The 17891-nt window shown below is 63.8% G+C and carries 14 protein-coding genes; 12 read left to right on the top strand and 2 right to left on the bottom strand.

What is annotated here, in order from left to right; all coding sequences use genetic code 11:
* Positions 1-20: 20 nt before the first annotated feature.
* The gene (locus tag AC1DN0_RS08815) at positions 21-1727 is read right to left on the bottom strand and encodes an ABC transporter ATP-binding protein/permease (protein ID WP_441625927.1); all 1707 of its coding nucleotides are present in this window, start codon (positions 1725-1727) and stop codon (positions 21-23) included.
* A 517-nt stretch (positions 1728-2244) separates the two neighbouring features.
* On the opposite strand from AC1DN0_RS08815, the gene AC1DN0_RS08820 reads away from it, so the two are divergent.
* The 9 genes from AC1DN0_RS08820 to acs all read left to right on the top strand — a co-directional run bounded on the left by AC1DN0_RS08820 (position 2245) and on the right by acs (position 13903).
* Positions 2245-2595 (top strand): hypothetical protein, encoded by a 351-nt coding sequence (locus tag AC1DN0_RS08820; RefSeq protein WP_441625929.1) that lies wholly within the window; start codon positions 2245-2247, stop codon positions 2593-2595.
* Positions 2596-3133: 538 nt separating this feature from the next.
* Entirely contained in the window at positions 3134-3439 is a 306-nt protein-coding gene (locus AC1DN0_RS08825; protein ID WP_441625931.1) for a DUF485 domain-containing protein, read from the top strand.
* Positions 3439-5103, top strand: a complete 1665-nt coding sequence (locus AC1DN0_RS08830; RefSeq protein WP_441625933.1) for a cation acetate symporter — start codon at positions 3439-3441, stop codon at positions 5101-5103. The genes AC1DN0_RS08825 and AC1DN0_RS08830 overlap by 1 nt, the downstream gene beginning before the upstream one ends.
* A 10-nt stretch (positions 5104-5113) precedes the next feature.
* The gene (locus AC1DN0_RS08835) at positions 5114-5362 is read left to right on the top strand and encodes a hypothetical protein (RefSeq protein ID WP_441625935.1); all 249 of its coding nucleotides are present in this window, start codon (positions 5114-5116) and stop codon (positions 5360-5362) included.
* Position 5363: 1 nt separating this feature from the next.
* Entirely contained in the window at positions 5364-8105 is a 2742-nt protein-coding gene (locus tag AC1DN0_RS08840) for an ATP-binding protein (protein WP_477145656.1), read from the top strand.
* Positions 8102-8488, top strand: coding sequence for a response regulator transcription factor (locus AC1DN0_RS08845; protein ID WP_477111129.1), 387 nt, complete (start codon positions 8102-8104; stop codon positions 8486-8488). The genes AC1DN0_RS08840 and AC1DN0_RS08845 overlap by 4 nt, the downstream gene beginning before the upstream one ends.
* The gene (locus AC1DN0_RS08850) at positions 8485-10638 is read left to right on the top strand and encodes a 3'-5' exonuclease (RefSeq protein WP_441625941.1); all 2154 of its coding nucleotides are present in this window, start codon (positions 8485-8487) and stop codon (positions 10636-10638) included. The genes AC1DN0_RS08845 and AC1DN0_RS08850 overlap by 4 nt, the downstream gene beginning before the upstream one ends.
* Positions 10639-10652: 14 nt before the next feature.
* On the top strand, positions 10653-11771 hold the full coding sequence (locus tag AC1DN0_RS08855; protein ID WP_477145657.1) for a DUF294 nucleotidyltransferase-like domain-containing protein: 1119 nt from the start codon (positions 10653-10655) through the stop codon (positions 11769-11771).
* A 158-nt stretch (positions 11772-11929) separates the two neighbouring features.
* On the top strand, positions 11930-13903 hold the full coding sequence (acs, locus tag AC1DN0_RS08860) for an acetate--CoA ligase (RefSeq protein WP_477145658.1): 1974 nt from the start codon (positions 11930-11932) through the stop codon (positions 13901-13903).
* Positions 13904-13964: 61 nt separating this feature from the next.
* Here acs and AC1DN0_RS08865 read toward each other — a convergent pair whose 3' ends face one another.
* The gene (locus AC1DN0_RS08865) at positions 13965-14426 is read right to left on the bottom strand and encodes a PRC-barrel domain-containing protein (RefSeq protein ID WP_477103993.1); all 462 of its coding nucleotides are present in this window, start codon (positions 14424-14426) and stop codon (positions 13965-13967) included.
* 440 nt (positions 14427-14866) lie between these two features.
* Between AC1DN0_RS08865 and AC1DN0_RS08870 the strand changes: the two genes are divergently transcribed.
* The 3 genes from AC1DN0_RS08870 to AC1DN0_RS08880 all read left to right on the top strand — a co-directional run bounded on the left by AC1DN0_RS08870 (position 14867) and on the right by AC1DN0_RS08880 (position 17888).
* Positions 14867-15817 carry a DnaJ C-terminal domain-containing protein gene (locus AC1DN0_RS08870; protein ID WP_441625949.1) on the top strand — a complete coding sequence of 317 codons (951 nt, stop codon included), beginning with the start codon at positions 14867-14869 and terminating at the stop codon, positions 15815-15817.
* 4 nt (positions 15818-15821) lie between these two features.
* On the top strand, positions 15822-16139 hold the full coding sequence (locus AC1DN0_RS08875) for a chaperone modulator CbpM (protein ID WP_441625951.1): 318 nt from the start codon (positions 15822-15824) through the stop codon (positions 16137-16139).
* 75 nt (positions 16140-16214) lie between these two features.
* Positions 16215-17888 carry a PHA/PHB synthase family protein gene (locus AC1DN0_RS08880; RefSeq protein WP_441625953.1) on the top strand — a complete coding sequence of 558 codons (1674 nt, stop codon included), beginning with the start codon at positions 16215-16217 and terminating at the stop codon, positions 17886-17888.
* Positions 17889-17891: the final 3 nt, after the last annotated feature.

Raw genomic sequence — 17891 nt, forward strand, 5'->3', positions numbered from 1 at the left:
TGCCGGACCGCCCCCCGGAGTTACCAGCTGAAGCGGTAGCTCCGGGAGCGGTGGAGTTCCCAATCGCCGTTTCCCTTCAGCTCCAGCACCTGTTGGTGGTACTTGAGGAGCGTGGGCCGGTGGCTGACGCTGACCAGTGTCGTCGGGGCGGTGGATAACTGGAAATAAAGACGTTCTTCATTGCCAATGTCCAGGGCGCTGGTGGCCTCATCCAGCATCGCATAGCGTGGTTTCGCAAGCAGCACGCGGGCAAAGGTAAGACGCTGTTGTTCCCCCACGGAGAGAACCTTCCCCCAGTCCAGAACCGCATCCAGCCCGCCAAATCGTTCCACGAAGTCCGGCAGGTTTACCGCGTCAAGCAGTTGCAGGAGTTCCTCGTCGGATATCTTCCGGTCATCGAGATTGGGGTACAGCAGTTGGCTGCGCAGGCTTCCCAGCACCATGTAGGGATGCTGCGGCAGGAACAGCATCTGCTCAAGTTCCGGCCTTGCGATGCGTCCGGTGCCGCAGTTCCACAGCCCCGCTATCGCACGCATCAGCGAACTCTTGCCGCCTCCGCTCGCACCCACGATCAGCAATCCCTGTCCGGGGTTGATCGATACGGTGAGATCCCTGACGAGGGTCCGCTCGTAATTTGGCGTTTGCAAGGTGACATGCTCGAGCGCCAGGCGCGAGTCGCGCGTGGCTTCGATCCGGTCCCCGGCTTGCCTGGGCGTCGCCGGTGCTTCCTTCAGCGAACCTGAGAAAGTGCTCAGCCGGTCGAGTCCGGCGGCAAATCGGCTCAGGCTTTCAAAGTTATCGACGATGACGGTGAGCGCGGCCAGTATCGCGGCAAAGGCGCCGGCTGCCTGGATGGCCCGGCCGACTTCGAGCTCGCCCGAGAGCACGCGCGAAGCCACGATGGCACTCGGCAGCATGATGGTCAGGAATGCATAGGCATACTGAAACAGATTGAGGTTCAGTTGCCATCGGATGAGCTTGCTGAAATTCGCGAAGACGTGATCGAAACGGTCCCGCACGTGAAGGGACTCAAGTGCCTCGCCGCGATGAAAGGTAATCGATTCGGCGTTCTCGCGTACCCGGATCAGGCTGAAGCGGAAATCCGCTTCCCGTTTCAACTGGTAGAAGTTCAACCCGATCAGGATTCTCCCGAACAGGAAGATGGAGACCAGCGTGCCCGCGATTGCATAGAGGACAAGAAACAGGACCAGTTCCTTGGAAATCGACCAGAGCACGCCGCTAAACGCAAAAAGCTGTAACAGTGCCCCCAGTCCAAGCAATAGAAAATACAGGGATTGGTTTGTGAACGTGTTGATATCTTCCGAGATTCTCTGGTCGGGGTTGTCTATCTCGGTATTGGCGTTCAGTTTGTAGAAAGCGTGATTCCTGAAATATTTATCCAGGTAGTGGCTGGTCAGCCAGCGCCGCCAGTGGATGCCAAGTGTATTTCTGACGTAGTAGTAGAGAGCGTAGACCGGCACGGCTGCGATCATGACATAGACGCACAAGAGGATGGAGTGCCAGAATCTGCCGGCATCCTTCGCCGCCAGCGCCGACGTGAACTCGCCGGATTGCTCGTTGAACAGCACATTGACGCCGGTCTGGCCAAGAAGCAGCAGGACCAACAGGAAAAGGAACAGCCTGGCCTTCCATCTTTCCCGCGAGAACCAGTAAGGTTTCGCGATTTCCCAGAATCGCGTCCACAAGTTACCGCCAGCGTTTCCCATGATCCTTCTCTTGCCCGAACCGGAGCCATGATTGCGTCGCCAGCCCGGCCAGAGTGCTTCTCTTGGCAGCGCCGGAACGCGTCACGCCCTTCGAATGCCTGCCTCACGCCCCCCTGAGCCTTCCGGGGTCGTTGATCCGTCACATGTGGTCTTTGCCGGCGAGATGCATGCAATGGGTTGGAAGGCCGTGTATTGAAATATAGGTGAGCCAACCGGCGATGGCGGATTTTTGGCAGGAATCCAGGGCGATATGATTTTGCAAATTGGTACGCTTGCGGACAGTAATTATTTCAAAAACAAGCTATAAATACACGTAGGGGCGCACATGCCGCAACATACCAGAATCGGCGCCGGGATTTTATGGAAGATGTCCGGCATGGGGCCCCACCAGTTTCAGATTCGGATTTGCTGGTTGGCGATTTTTTATAAAAATTGAAAGAAATAAAATCGATCCCTATCCGGATATTTTCATATTGAATGTGGGATAAAGAACCAGATTCTGGTTGGGGGTAAGGGTATGTCAAAGGAAGTTTGTCGCGCCGTCGTCGTTGTCTATCGAAGTAGTCCGGCCAGCTGGTTCTTTGCTGAAGTGGATGGCAATGACATCTACCGGTTCGGGCCGTTCGAGAGTGAACGCATCGTTAGCGAAATCCTCCCCGTGATCTACCCTGCCGACCTGCAGCGTGAAACCATCACCGCGATGATCGATTGCGACGATGCCACCCTGCTATGCGCGGCGCGCGGAAACATCGCGCCGCCGCCTCCCGGCCCCAGGGCGAATGAAAAGCCGCAGGCGCAGGCATCCGTCTCCTCTGGCTCCGTCTGGCGAGCCTTCTTCAGTCGCCATATCCAGGGCCGGATGGCGTGAGGAACAGTCTCGCGCGCCGTCACGGGAAATTCCCGCGATGGGGGCACGGCCATTCCGCATGACACTACGTGAATGCCGGCACCGCGTCGGTACGCAAGCGGGCATGCCCGCTTGCGATTGCGGGACTTGGCTGATGAACCCATATCGCATTGCTGCCTCTGCCTCGCCAGCGAATGTGTCAGTCCTGCCGGGCAGCTTTGCTGCCGTCGCGCTTCAGCTGGAAACTGTCCGGCAAATGTCCGGAGAATGTCTGAAGAAGAAGTCTGAAATGCCGAAGCGCGGGCGCGCATCAAGCCGTAAGACAACCGGTACGGGACCGTACCGATTCTTATTTCAATCCCGGGCATGATGCCGCCGGTTGCCTTTTGACTTTCCGCGCATACCGGATGCCATGAACGAGACTGCAGCGAAGATCGGCTTTACGTCACTTGCCCATGGGCTGCATGCATATCGCCATTGATTGTTGCCGCTGTTCGACATAAGACTGAAGACAGCGCGTCGCATGCGCACCTCCTGCCCGAAGAACCGGAGATAAGACATGGAAGAAGATCTCGTTCAGCGGATACGGTCCAATCCCAACTATCAGCGGCTGGTATCGACCCGTTCTACCTACGGATGGGTGCTCGCCGGGATGATGATGGTCGTGTATTACGGCTACATTCTCCTGGTTGCCTTCGGCAAGACCCTGCTTTCCACCAGGATCGGCGACGGCGTGATGACCTGGGGTATTCCGATCGGACTCTTTGTGATCGTATTTACCGTGGCCATCACCGGCATCTACGTCTGGCGCGCCAATCGCGAATTCGACGACCTGACGGCTCAGATTCGCAAGGAGGTGCTGTAATGTCGACCCGGAACCGCATCCTGAGCACACTGACGCTGCTTGCCCTGTGCGGGGCGGTCTGGGGAGCCGGCGGCGACCTTGGCCAAATGCAGAAGCAGCCGACCAACTGGACTGCGATCTCCATGTTCGCTGTCTTTGTGGTGTTTACCCTGTTCATCACGAAATGGGCCGCCAGCAAAACCAAGTCCGCCGCGGATTTCTATACGGCCGGCGGCGGCATCACCGGCTTCCAGAACGGCCTGGCAATCGCGGGCGACTATATGTCCGCGGCATCTTTCCTCGGGATATCGGCCGCGGTTTATTCGAACGGCTATGACGGCCTGATTTATTCGATCGGCTTTCTGGTCGGCTGGCCCGTCATCACCTTCCTGATGGCCGAGCGGCTGCGTAACCTCGGCCGCTTCACCTTCGCCGACGTGGCTGCCTATCGCTTCGAGCAGACACCGATCCGCGTATTCGCGGCCTCGGGCACGCTGGTGGTGGTGGCGTTCTACCTGATTGCCCAGATGGTCGGCGCCGGACAGCTGATCAAGCTGCTGTTCGGCCTGGAGTACTGGCTTGCCGTGGTGATCGTCGGCACGCTGATGATGGTTTATGTTCTGTTCGGGGGCATGACGGCGACCACATGGGTCCAGATCATCAAGGCCGGCCTGCTGCTCGCGGGCGCGACGTTCATGGCAGTCATGGTGCTGGCGCAGTTCCATTTCAATCCCGAAGCGCTGTTTGCCAAGGCGGTCGACGTCCATGCCAAGAAGGATGCCATCATGGGTCCCGGCACCTTCATCAAGGATCCGATTTCCGCCATTTCATTCGGCATGGCGCTGATGTTCGGCACGGCAGGGCTGCCGCACATCCTGATGCGGTTCTTTACCGTGCCAAGCGCCAAGGAAGCGCGCAAGTCCGTGTTCTGGGCGACGACATGGATCGCCTACTTCTACCTGCTGACATTCATCATCGGCTTTGGCGCCATCGTGCTGGTCAGCACCAACCCGGTATATAAGGATGCGCTTGGCGGCTTGCTGGGCGGCAACAACATGGCTGCCATCCACCTTGCGAACGCCGTTGGCGGCAATGTGTTCCTCGGTTTTATCTCCGCGGTGGCCTTCGCCACGATTCTTGCCGTGGTCGCCGGGCTGACGCTGTCCGGCGCTACTGCGGTTTCGCATGACCTTTATGCGACCGTGTTCAAGAAAGGCAAGGCGGCCAGCGATAAGGAATTGCGCGTTTCGCGGTATACGACAGTCGCGCTGGGCGTCGTGGCGGTGATTCTCGGGATTGCGTTCGAGAAGCAGAACATCGCGTTCATGGTGTCCCTGGCCTTTGCCGTTGCGGCATCGGCTACCTTCCCCGTGCTGTTCATGGCTGTGCTCTGGAAAGACTGCACGACGCGCGGCGCGACCATCGGCGGCTTTCTCGGCCTGATCACCGCGGTCGGGCTGACCATTGTCTCCAAATCGGTCTGGGTGGATGTATTCGGCTACAAGGATGCGATCTTTCCGTACACATCGCCTGCCTTGTTTTCGATGACCGCAGGCTTTGTCGGCATCTGGCTGTTCTCGATTCTCGACAATAGCGATCGTGCCCGGGTTGACCGCGCAGGGTACGAGGCGCAGAGAGTCCGGTCGGAAACCGGCATTGGCGCGTCGGGCGCTTCCGGCCACTGAAGGACGTGCCGTGTTGCGCCGCAACCTTGTCGGACACCGCCTGATCGCGCTGTTTGCCCTGGGCTGGCTGCTGTTCAACTATCCGCTGCTGGCCCTGTTCAACAACACGCTCACCTGGTTCGGCATCCCGCTGTTGTACGCCTATCTGTTCGCCGCATGGGCGGTGCTTATCGTTCTGCTGGCAGTCACCGCGGAGCAGGAAGCACCGCGAAAAGGAAACCCTCAGTTCGCCCCGCCCGCACCTGCGCCGAGGGACTGACATGCTGCAGGGCTGGGTCGTTGCGCTGGCGTCGTTCACGTACCTTGGCATGCTGTTCGCCATTGCGTATTACGGCGACAAGCGCTCGGACGCGGGCGCCAGCGTCATCAACAACCCATACCTGTATGCGTTGTCGCTGGCCGTGTACGCCACCTCGTGGACATACTACGGCAGCGTCGGCCGCGCCGCCGTCAGCGGCATCGGCTTCTTGCCCATCTACCTCGGCCCTACACTGATGGCGGCGCTATGGTGGACCGTGCTGCGCAAGATCATCCGTATCAGCAAGAACAACCGCATCACGTCGATTGCCGATTTCCTGGCTTCGCGATACGGCAAGAGCGCGCTGCTTGGCGGCCTTGTCACGCTGGTGTCGGTGGTGGGCATCGTGCCTTATATCGCGCTGCAACTAAAGGCCGTCTCGGCGAGCGTGGCGGTACTGGTGCATTCCGCCGACATCGGCATCCGGCGCGGCACGGCAGGGCCGGTGTGGTCGGACACCACGCTGTACCTCGCGCTGATGCTGGCCATATTCACCATCCTGTTCGGCGCCCGCCATATCGATGCTGCGGAGCGCCATGAGGGCATGGTCGCCGCGATTGCGTTTGAATCGCTGGTAAAGCTGGCGGCCTTTCTCTCGGTAGGGATCTTCGTCACCTTTGGCCTGTACGATGGCTTCGGGGATCTGTTCGGGCGCGCGGGCGCGGTTCCCGCGCTGAAGGCGCTCCTGACATTGAATGGCGGTACCGTGACATTCGGCAGCTGGGCCGCGCTGGTATTCCTGTCGATGCTGTCGATCCTGCTCCTGCCGCGCCAGTTCCAGATCGCCGTGGTCGAGAACGTCGACGAGAATCACCTCAGGAAAGCCATCTGGATGCTGCCCTTGTACCTCCTGGCGATCAATCTCTTTGTGTTGCCGATCGCCTTCGCAGGCGTGCTGCGCTTTCCGGGCGGCCAGGTCGACCCGGATATGTTCGTGCTGGCGTTGCCGCTGCAGGAAGGCGCTCCGGCGCTGACGCTCCTTGTGTTCATCGGCGGGCTGTCGGCCGYGACCGGCATGGTCATCGTCGAAACCATCGCGCTCAGCACCATGGTCTGCAATGACCTGGTGATGCCCTTGCTGCTGCGCCTGAAGCCCCTGCGGTTCGGCCATCGCGCCGATATCAGCGCGATGCTGCTCGCGATCCGGCGCGCGGCCATCGTGCTGTTGATGATGCTGGGATACGCCTACTTCCGCCTGGCCGGCGAAGCGTACGCGCTGGTCTCGATCGGCCTGATCTCGTTCGCGGCCGTGGCGCAGTTCGCGCCCGCGATGCTGGGCGCCATCTATTGGAAGAACGGCACGCGGCGCGGCGCGCTGGCTGGCCTCGGCGCAGGCTTCCTGCTCTGGCTGTACACGCTCCTGCTGCCATCGTTCGCGCAGTCCGGCTGGCTGCCGGCCAGTTTTGTCGAATACGGGCCGTTCGGCATCGGGTGGCTGAAGCCGCAGCAACTGTTTGGCCTGGCCGGGCTGGACCCGGTCTCGCATGCGCTGTTCTGGAGCATGCTGGCGAACGTCGGCGGCTATGCCGGCGTGTCGCTCACCAGTCCGCAAAGCGCGGCGGAACGGGTGCAGGCCATCCTGTTCGTGGATGCCTATGCCCACGGCGGCAGCGCACTGGGTTCCCATGTGTGGCGCGGCAGCGCTTCGGCCGAAGCGGTACTTGCGTTGTTGCGGCGCTTCCTTGGCGGCGTACGGGCCGACGAAGCGTACGCGCGGTTCCACCGCGAGCGTGCCGGCGCCARCCCGCTGGCCGCCGACGCCGCGCTGGTGCATTTCGCGGAAATCCAGCTGGCAGGTGCGATCGGCGCCGCATCGGCGCGCGCGATGATCGCCTCGGCGGTGAATGAAGAGCCGCTCGGCCTGGACGAAGTCATGGCAATACTGGATGAGACCTCGCAAGCGGTCGCCTACAGCCGGCAACTGGAACAGAAATCGCGAGAACTGGAGATGGTATCGGCCGGACTCAAGGCCGCCAACATGCGGCTCACCGAGCTTGATCACATGAAGGACGACTTTATTTCGACAGTGACGCACGAGTTGCGCACCCCGCTTACGTCAATCCGCGCGTTCTCCGAAATTCTTCGCGACCATCCCGATCTTGCCGCTGCCAGGCGCAGCGAATACCTTGACATTGTGATCAAGGAAAGCGAGCGCCTCACACGTCTCATCAACAACGTGCTCGACCTTGCCAAGATCGAATCCGGCAGCACCGAATGGCACCCCGTGCCACTAGACTTGAAACAAGTGATCGAGGATGCGGTAAGCGCCACCCGGCAACTGTTTGCGGACCAGCGCATTCAGCTTGAGCTGCACCTGCCGCCGCAGGTCCCGCTGATACTGGCCGACCCCGACCGGCTGATGCAGGTGATGCTCAACCTGCTGTCGAACGCGGCAAAGTTCTGCGACCGCGCGGACGGCCGGGTCGCGGTGAGCCTGGAGGCGGCGGGCGGCAATTTGCGCGTCGCGGTGCGCGACAACGGTTGCGGCGTGCGCCCGCAGGATCGGGAGCTGATCTTCGACAAGTTCCGCCAGGGCGGCGACAGGCTGGCGGGCAAGCCCCAGGGCACCGGGCTCGGATTGCCGATCAGCCGGGAAATCATCCGCCATTTCGGCGGTGCGCTGTGGCTGGAGACCACGCAGGACAACGGCGCGGTATTCGTATTCACGCTGCCGCTGCCGAACGCACCGGAGACAACGTCATGACCCACAAAGTCCTTATCGCCGACGACGAACCGAACATCGTGATCTCCCTGGAATTCCTGATGCAGCAGAGCGGCTACGAGGTGGGCATCGCGCGCGACGGGGAGGAAGCCCTGGCGCAGATGGCCGCGTTCCAGCCCGATCTTGTCCTGCTCGACATCATGCTGCCGCTGCGCAGCGGCTTCGAGGTCTGCCAGAAGATCCGCGAGAACAAGGCCTGGGATCGGGTCAGGGTGGTCATGCTATCGGCGAAGGGGCGGGACCTTGAGGTGAGCAAGGGCCTCGCGCTGGGCGCCGATGCGTACATCACCAAGCCGTTTTCCACCAAGGAGCTGGTTGAGAAGGTGGGCGCATTGCTCGCGAGCTGTCAGAGAGACCCCGAATGATTCGAACGTGGATCGCCGGGCACCGCTTCGGCGTGACATTGGCGCTGCTCTTCCTGGCGCAGTTGCTGCTCGCCGGCGCGATCCTCCTGCCGCTCGCGATCGACCTGCCGGACGCGCAGCGCACCTGGTTGCGCGCGTTGCTGCTGCAGCGCGGCGCGCTGTGGATTGCCCTCGCGTTGCTGCTGCTGCTTGGCCTGGGCATTGGCCTGAAAGCCCTGTTCGACGCCTACCTGACGCCGGTCGCGCGGCTGGCCGAAGACGCCGCGCTGCTTGCGGCCAACCCCGGTCATCGCATCGCGCCACAGGGCGCGCGCGATGTGCGCATCCTGGTCGACAAGCTTAACCTGCTGGCGGCGTCCCATCAGGCCGTGCACGACGACGTGCAGGCCAGGATCGAGCTGGCGAACCGCGCGCTGGCCGAGGAGAAGAACCGGCTCGCCGCGCTCATGGCGGAGCTTGCGCTGAGCGTGCTGGTCTGCAATATCGAAGGGCGAATATTGCTCTACAACGACAGCGCCAGGCAGTTGCTGGAAGCTGGCCGGGGCGGCGCGCCCGCGGCTGGCATTGCGGCAATCGGCCTGGGCCGCTCCGTGTTCGGCGTGATCGAGCGGGGTCTCATCCTGCACGCGCTGGAACAGCTGCAGCACCAGCTCCGCGAGGGCGGGGCCCGCGGGGCGCGGCCGGTATCCGGATTCGTCGCCACGCTGTCGCAGGGCCAGATCGTGCGCGCGCACATGGCACCCGTGTTCGACAGCGCGCATACCCTCAACGGCTTCGTGCTGACGCTGGAAGACATCACCCGCAACGTCGAGGCCGACAACCGCCGCGACGCGTTGCTGCAGTCGCTCACGCAAGATGCGCGCGCCACGCTGGCGAATCTCCTTACGGCGGTGGAAACCCTCCAGGCGTTCCCGGCAATGAACGCTGAGAAGCGAGCCCAGCTTACCGGCATCATCGACGACGAATCGCAGCGCCTGGTGGGCCAGATCGGCCGTGCCGTGGATCAGCGCGGCGCCGGGATGGACAGCCATCAGGAGCTTGAAGAGATGCGCGGCGCCGACCTGCTCGCGCTGCTGCTGCGGCGGATCGGCAGCCCGTCGCTCAGCGTAGCCGCCAGCGATGCGGTCGACGCCACGCTGTGGCTCAAGGTGGACAGCTATGCCTTGACCCAGGCGCTGGCTTATCTGGCGCAGCGGCTCGCTACCGAAGCCGGCGTCACCGAGTTGCGTTTCGGCCTGTGCCGTGCCGGCCGTCTGGCCTATCTCGACCTTACCTGGCGCGGCGCGCCGCCAACCGCCGACATGCTGCGGGCGTGGGAGAACGCACCATTGCAGGCCGGTGCGGCCCTCTCACTGAGCGCGCTGATGGCGCGTCAGGGCGGCGAGACCGTATGTTCGTCCGGCTCGTCGCCCGACATGGCCCGCTACCGTCTGATGCTGCCGGTCTCCGAGCCGCGGTCGGCGCTGGACAGCCTGCCGGCACAGCAAGGCCGCCCGGAGTTCTACGATTTCGACCTGTTCCACCAGCCGGGACAAAACGCCGAAATCGACCAGTGCCTGCTCGCGCAACTCAGCTACACGGTGTTCGATACCGAGACCACGGGGCTGGAGCCTGCCGCCGGCGATGAAATCATCTCCATCGGCGCCTTGCGCATCGTCAACGGCCGGCTGTTGCAGCGGGAGAGTTTCGAGCAGCTGATCCAGCCGCGGGGCGCGCTGAGCGCCGGGTCGATAGCGGTTCACGGCATCACGCACGCCATGCTCAATGGCCAGCCAATGATCGAAACCGTGTTGCCGCAGTTTCACCGTTTCGCCGCGGATACCGTGCTCGTCGCGCACAATGCCGCGTTCGACATGAAGTTCCTGCAAATGCTGGAGGAAAGAACCGGCACCGCCTTCACGCAACCCGTCCTCGATACGCTGCTGTTATCGCAGGTGATCCACCCCCATCAGACCGAGCACACACTGGAAGCGATCGCCAGCCGTCTCGGCGTGGCGGTGATTGGCCGCCATACCGCCCTGGGAGACGCGATCGTCACTGGCGAGGTCTTTCTCAAGATGACCCCGCTGCTCGCGGAAAAAGGCATTGTCACCCTGAAGGATGCCCGCGATGCCGCGCAACAGACCCTTTACGCGCGGCTCCGGTACTGAGGAACGTACAACCCATGAATGAGCCGCCCACGATCCATCCCGACGCCGTTTTCGACCCGCCCGATGCCCAGGCGGGCGCATTCATGCGAGACATGGAGGGCGCCCGCCGCCGCATCGCCGGCGCGCAGGACGGAGGCGGGCTGCAGCGGGCCGCCGCGGAGATCCGGGCGCTCTGGCATCGCGTGGCGGGCGAGACGGAAGCGGAGCCGCTTACGCGGCTGATCTCGACGCTGAACGATGCGTTGACACGGCGCGTGATAGACCTGGCCTGTGCGGGGCAGCAGTTGCAGGACGTACGCTGGTGCTGGATCGCGCTCGGCAGCGAAGGCCGCCAGGAACAGACGCTGTCGAGCGACCAGGACAACGGGCTCATCCTGGCTGGCAGCGGCGGCGCCCAGGCACTGCGCCAACGGATGCTGCCGCTGGCGCTACGCATCAACGAAGCGCTCGACGCCTGCGGGTTCCCGCTGTGCACCGGGCAAATCATGGCAAGCAATCCGCAGTGGTGCCTCGACCTGCACGAATGGCGGGAGCGCTTCGCGAGCTGGATCATCGAAGGCGATCCGCGGGCGCTGCTCAACGCCACCATCTTCTTCGACCTGAGGCCGCTTCATGGCGCGCACGATCTGGCACAGGCGTTGATCGACTGGCTCGCGGACATGGCGCCGGACAACCCGCGCTTTCTGTACCAGATGACCGAGAATGCGCTGCGGCGCAAAGCGCCGCTCGGCCTGCTGCGCGACTTCGCGGTGGCCAGGAGCGGGAAGTTCGCCGGTACGATCGATCTGAAACAGGATGCCGCCACGCTGTTCGTCGACGCGGCCCGCATCTACGGCCTGGCTTGCCGCGCCCGCGCCAGCAATACGGCCGATCGCCTCCGGCGCGCCGGCGAGGCGCGGCGCCTGGAGCCACAGGATGTGCAAGCGTRGATCGGCGCGTTCAATGGCATCCAGACGTTGCGCCTGAAGACACAGCAGCGCTGTTTCGCACGCGGCTCGGCCATGCACAATCGTGTGGACCCGAACGAACTGGACGCGGGCGAGCGGCGCGCCTTGCGCGACGCCTTGCGCCAGGCCCGCGCACTGCAGAAACACCTGGCGCTGGACTACCTCGGTTTTCGCCAGGGAATCTGATCCCGCCGGCACCGGGTACGGCAGCGTACCGACGTCCGGGCCGATTGCGCGCACCGTTTGCTGAATGCCTTGATCCACTTGTCGCAGGATGCCCGAACCCGCGGCGCGAGCAAGCGGATGGCGTGGCCCTATGCCCAACCTGCGCGCAGGAGTACGAAATGCAATCCATTGAATCGGTTCTCCAGGAACACCGCCTCTTTCCGCCGCCCGCTGATCTGGCGGCCCATGCGGCCATCTCAGGCATGGACGCGTACAAGACGCTGTTCGCTGAATCCGAACGCGACTACGACGGCTTCTGGGGGCGTCTCGCGCGCCAGGCGCTGACCTGGAAGACGCCGTTCTCCAAAGTGCTCGACGAGTCGAACGCACCTTTTTACACCTGGTTCGAGGATGGCGAGCTGAATGCCTCGTATAACTGCCTGGATCGCCATGTCGAGTCCGGCAGCGGCAACCGCATTGCCATTGTCTTCGAGGCCGACGATGGCACCGTGGCCGCCGTCACCTACCAGGACCTGCTGCAACGTGTGTGCCGCTTCGCGAATGCGCTCAGGAAGCGGGGCGTGAAGAAGGGCGACCRCGTGGTGATCTACMTGCCGATGTCGGTGGAAGGCGTGGTTGCCATGCAGGCGTGCGCGCGGATCGGCGCGACGCATTCGATTGTATTCGGCGGCTTCTCGGCAAAATCGCTGCACGAACGCCTTGTGGATGTGGGCGCCGTTGCACTTGTCACCGCGGATGAACAGATGCGCGGCGGCAAGGCACTACCGCTGAAGAATATCGCGGACGAAGCCCTGGCGCAGGGCGGCTGCGACGCGGTGAAGAGCGTGATCGTGTACAAACGCACGGGGGGCAAGGTGCAGTGGAACGCGGATCGCGACCTGTGGATGCACGAATTGACGCAGGCCGAAGCGGGCACCTGCGAGCCGGAGTGGGTCGGCGCCGAGCATCCGCTCTTTATCCTGTATACCTCCGGGTCGACCGGCAGGCCCAAGGGGGTCCAGCACAGCACCGGCGGCTTCTTGCTGTGGGCCGCGCAGACCATGAAGTGGACCTTCGACTGGAAGCCCGCGGATGTGTTCTGGTGTACCGCCGACATTGGCTGGATCACCGGCCACAGCTATATCGCCTATGGCCCGCTCGCGGTCGGCGGCACCCAGGTGATGTTCGAAGGCGTGCCGACTTACCCGAACGCGGGCCGCTTCTGGGACATGATCGCCAGGCACAAGGTCACGGTCTTCTACACCGCGCCAACGGCGATTCGTTCACTCATCAAGGCCGCGGCGGTCGACGCAAAGGTGCACCCGTCGAACTACGACCTGTCGTCGCTGCGCATCCTCGGCACCGTCGGCGAGCCAATCAATCCGGAAGGGTGGATCTGGTACTACACCAACGTCGGAGGATCACGCTGCCCGATTGTCGATACCTGGTGGCAGACCGAGACCGGCGGCCACATGATCTCGCCGCTGCCGGGCGCGACCCCGCTTGTGCCGGGCTCGTGCACGCTGCCGCTGCCAGGCATCATGGCGGCGGTCGTCGATGAAACCGGGCAGGACGTGCCTGCCGGCCAGGGCGGGATCCTGGTCATCAAGCGGCCGTGGCCCGCGATGCTGCGCACCATCTGGGGCGACCCGGAGCGCTATCGGACCAGCTACTTCCCGGAAGAGCTGGGCGGCAAGCTGTACCTTGCCGGCGATGGCGCGGTGCGCGATCCCGAGACGGGCTACTTCACCATCATGGGCCGCATCGACGATGTGCTCAATGTGTCCGGCCACCGGCTCGGCACGATGGAGATCGAGTCGGCACTGGCCGCGAACGCGCTGGTTGCCGAGGCTGCCGTGGTCGGGCGGCCGGACGAGGTCACAGGCGAAACCGTGATCGCGTTCGTGGTGTTGAAGGGAGCGCGCCCGGAGGGCGAGGCGGCGGAGAAGATCGCCAACGAGCTGCGCGCGTGGGTGAGCAAGGAGATCGGGCCGATTGCGAAACCCAAGGACATCCGGTTCGGCGACAACCTGCCCAAGACGCGTTCGGGCAAGATCATGCGCCGCCTGCTGCGCTCGCTGGCGAAGGGCGAAGAGATTACTCAAGACATATCGACGCTGGAGAATCCGGCGATCCTCGATCAGCTCCGCTGAGCCGGAGCGGCGCCGCCGCACGTCGCTTCGGGCTACCCCAGACGGTGGGAGACGCACGCGCTCAGCGCTGCGTCTCCCGCTCGTACCGGTCCTGCTCCCAGTACGGCGGCCGGCCATAGTATTCGTGGATGCTGGTGGCCCACTGCGGGTCCGCCATGCTTGGCCAATGGTCCTTGTCGAAACCGGGCGCGGCCTCCAGCACTTCCTTGTCGATGCCCAGCACGAAGCTCTTGCGCTGGATGTCGAGCGTCAGCGCGGACCAGGGGACGGCGAAGAGCTTTTCGCCCATGCCCAGGAAGCCGCCAAAGGACAGCACCGCATAGGCGATACGCCCGCCGGGCACGTCCAGCATGATGTGGTCGACCTTGCCGAGCTTGTCGCCGCCCGGGCCGATCACCGGGTTGCCTTCCAGCGTATCGGCAGCCATCAGGAAAGGCCCGGGCCCCGCGCCGTTCTTCTCGATGTTGCCGACGATGGCGGCACGCGGGCCGCTGCTGATGTGGTCAAGTTCATACGGATTCATGATTGGACTCCAGGGAGGGTGGTCATGCCATGCGCCAGACATTGGCCCGCGCATCCGCGCAGCCGCCGATCGCACCCGGCATTCGATAGACCGAGACTGACATCGACCGGCCATGGTGTCGGTACGATGGCGGACACGCAGATGTCTTTATTGGCACTTCGCGTGGGTTGGCCTCATGCGCGCATTGTCGCCAGCATGGCGCAGACAGCCGCCGCCATCAGCATGGTCACGACCATGCTCGGCACGGAGATCACGCCGTTGATGACGGCGCTCCAGTACAAGGCTTGCCACCAACATAGCCGGTTCCCGGACGCTTTCCCTCCCGCTCACCCGCGGCGTGCGTCTTGAGAGGCGCACGCCGCCCCCTTTGCCTATACTCAGTGACAAGTTGTTCGCAAGCGCCGTGCGCGTCCCGCACGCGAGCCGCCGGAGGGCCACTCATGGAGTTCAAGGACTACTACGCGATGCTGGGCGTGGAGCGCACGGCCACGCAGGATGACATCAAGCGTGCCTACCGCAAGCTCGCGCGCAAGTATCACCCTGACGTCAGCAAGGAGCCGGATGCGGAAGCCCGGTTCAAGGACGTGGCCGAAGCGTACGAGGCGCTGAAAGACGCGGAAAAGCGCGCGGCCTAYGACGACGTGGGGGCGCGCTACAAGCACGGCCGCGAGTTCACTCCGCCGCCGGGATGGGATAGCGGCTTCGAGTTCAGCGGCGGCGATGCCGGTCGCGACCCGGAGATGGATCACAGCGATTTCTTCGAATCGCTGTTCGGGGCGAGGCCGGCGCAGGGCCGCGGCGCGCGCCATGCCGGCCGTATGGCCGGGGCGGATCATCACGCCAAGGTGCAGATCGATCTGAAGGACGCATACCGGGGAGGGCGCCGCACCATTTCGCTGCGCACGCCGCAGGTGGACGCCAACGGCCATGTCCGCTTGCAGGAGCGGCAACTGGACGTGAATATTCCCAAGGGCGTTCGCGGGGGACAGCATCTCCGGCTTGCCGGGCAAGGCGGCCCGGCGATTGGAGACGCGCCCGCCGGCGACCTGTACCTCGAGATCGAGATCGCGCCGCACCCGCGGTTCCGCGTCGACGATCGCGACGTCTACCTGGACCTGCCCGTCGCCCCTTGGGAAGCTACCCTGGGCGCCAGCGTCGACATACCCACGCCGGACGGCAGCGTGCTTCAACTCAGCGTGCCGCCGGGCTCGTCGGCTGGCCGCAAGCTGCGGCTCAGGGGCAAGGGCCTTCCCAGCACGCCGCCCGGCGACCTGTACGCGGTGCTCTCCATCGCCTTGCCGCCTGCCGACACGGAGCAGGCCAGGCAGGCGTACCGGGAGATGGCCAAGACCTTTAGCGGTTTTTCGCCGCGCCGTTCAACGGAGGCTTGATGCGATGAGCAATCAAAGCGGTTCGACGCTACAAGGCGTGCTTGTCGAGGAAGAGGTTCAGTTCACGCTGGTCGAACTGAGCGTGGCCTGTCACGCCGACATGGAGCAGGTGGTGGCCCTTGTCGAGGAAGGCGTGCTGACGCCGCGCGGCGAGGATGCGCAGGGCTGGCGCTTTGAGGGCGCCGCCCTGTCGCGCGCCCGCGCGGCGCTGCGTTTGACACGCGACCTGGAGCTGGGGCCCGCGGGCGTTGCACTCGTGCTTGACCTGCTGGACGAGATCGGGGCGCTCAAGGCGAAACTACGCCGCGCCAACCTGGCCTGAATGGCGTCCCTGTCCGGCCGCGCACAGATAATGCCACCGGAGGCCGCCGCGGGACCCGGGGCAATGGAGACAACGATGGCATTCCCCTACAACGTTCCTGACGAGTTTGTCCAGGGTTTCATCAAGTCGGGGCAAAGCCTGTGGCAGGCCATGGCGCCGACCGGCGCCGGCCCCTTCGCCGATCTGCAGTTGAACTACTTCCAGCAGCAGTTGGCGCTGTGGACACGGATGATGGTCAACATCGCGGGCGAACCGGCGGAGCCGGTGGTCGCACCCGAGCGCGGCGACCGCCGCTTCGGCGCCATCGAATGGCGCGACAATCCCGCCTACAGCCTGCTCAAGCAGAGCTACCTCCTCAACGCCAGGCTGGCCAGCGACATGGTGGAGGCCGCGGATCTGGACGAACCCGCCAGGCAACGGCTGCGCTTCTATACGCGCCAGTTCATCGACTCGATGAGCCCGGCCAACTATGCCGCCACCAACCCGGAGGTGATGCAGCTCGCATTCGAGACGCAAGGCGAGAGCCTGAAGGCCGGGCTCGGCAACCTGCTCGCGGACATGCGCAAGGGCGGGCTGTCGATCACCGATGAGTCCGCGTTCGAGATCGGCAAGAACGTGGCCGTGTCCGAAGGCGCGGTGGTGTTCGAAAACGCGCTGTTCCAGCTGATCCAGTACGCACCCCTGACCGGGCGGGTGGCAACGCGCCCGCTGCTGATCGTGCCGCCGTCCATCAACAAGTTCTACATCCTCGACCTGCAGCCCGAGAACTCGTTTGTGCGGTTCGCCGTCGGACAAGGCTACACAGTCTTCCTGGTGTCGTGGCGCAACCCCGATGCCAGTTGCGCCCACGTCACGTGGGACGACTACCTGAGCCTGGGGGTGATGAAAGCGATCGAGGTGGCGCTGGCCATCGGCGGTGCCGACAAGCTCAACGCGCTTGGCTGGTGCGTAGGTGGCACGATCCTCTCTTCCGCGCTCGCGGTGCTGCGCGCGCGCGGCGACACCTCCGTGGCCAGCCTGACCCTGCTGACCACCATGCTCGATTTCCGGGACCCCGGCGACCTTGGCGTATTCATCGACGAGCAGGGCGTAGCAGCGCGCGAGCGGGCGATCGGCCAGGGCGGCATCTACCCCGGATCGGAACTCGGCTTCGTGTTCCAGACGCTGCGCGCCAATGACCTGATCTGGCCGAATGTCATCAACCACTACCTGAAGGGCAAGTCGCCCGAAGCATTCGACCTGCTTTACTGGAATGCCGACAGCACCAACCTGCCGGGGCCGATGTATACCTGGTACCTGCGGAACATGTACCTGGAGAACAACCTGTGCGTGCCGAAGCGGCTGACAATGTGCGGCACGCCCGTGGACCTCGGCGCGATCGATCTGCCCAGCTATGTGCTGGCGACGCAGGACGACCACATCGTGCCCTGGAAGTCCGCCTACCGGACGACGCAACTGGTCGGTGGCGAGACGCAGTTTGTGCTTGGCGCGAGCGGGCACATCGCGGGTGTCATCAATCCGGCGTCGAAGAACAAGCGCAGCTACTGGGCTGGCGGCACCCTGGGGGATGACGCCGGGCAGTGGCTTGCCAGTGCCACGGCGACGCCGGGGAGCTGGTGGCCCCATTGGATCAAGTGGCTCGCGCCCAAGGCCGGGAAGGCCATCGACGCACCCCGCCAGGCCGGCAGCAAGACGTACCCCGTGATCGAACCGGCACCCGGGCGCTACGTCAAGGAACGGGCGGGCTGAGCG

The sequence above is a fragment of the Cupriavidus sp. 05N39 genome, from assembly GCF_056397325.1.